Source organism: Verrucomicrobium sp. 3C, from assembly GCF_000379365.1.
Lineage (GTDB): Bacteria > Verrucomicrobiota > Verrucomicrobiia > Methylacidiphilales > Methylacidiphilaceae > Methylacidimicrobium.
This window is the reverse complement of record NZ_KB901878.1, coordinates 68,238-68,485: the sequence shown is the minus strand read 5'-3', so window position 1 is coordinate 68,485 and position 248 is coordinate 68,238. Positions and strand designations below refer to the sequence as shown.

1 pseudogene is annotated in these 248 nt (G+C 58.5%); it reads right to left on the bottom strand.

Annotated features, from left to right (window positions below):
• Positions 1-154 precede the first annotated feature (154 nt).
• A pseudogene (locus tag A37A_RS20310) lies at positions 155-248 on the bottom strand (transposase); the annotation flags it as partial.

Genomic DNA, 248 nt, shown 5'->3' with positions numbered 1-248 from the left:
TCCGCCTTTTCCAGCAACGCTCACCACGAGAGCTCTTTACCCTCGCAGCTTGTGGTGGTTTGAAGACTGCCCCTGCAGGCCGTCTTCGGAGGACCTTCCTCCATCTCCGATAAAGCTAACCCGCTCCACTGCGAAGTCAGGTTCCACAGCACACGACCGCCTTATTTCTGACCGCTCCCTCATCCCGGATCTTGACCCGCAACGCATCAAAGAAGACGACCGGATACATCCTCTCCAGCGGCCGGCTC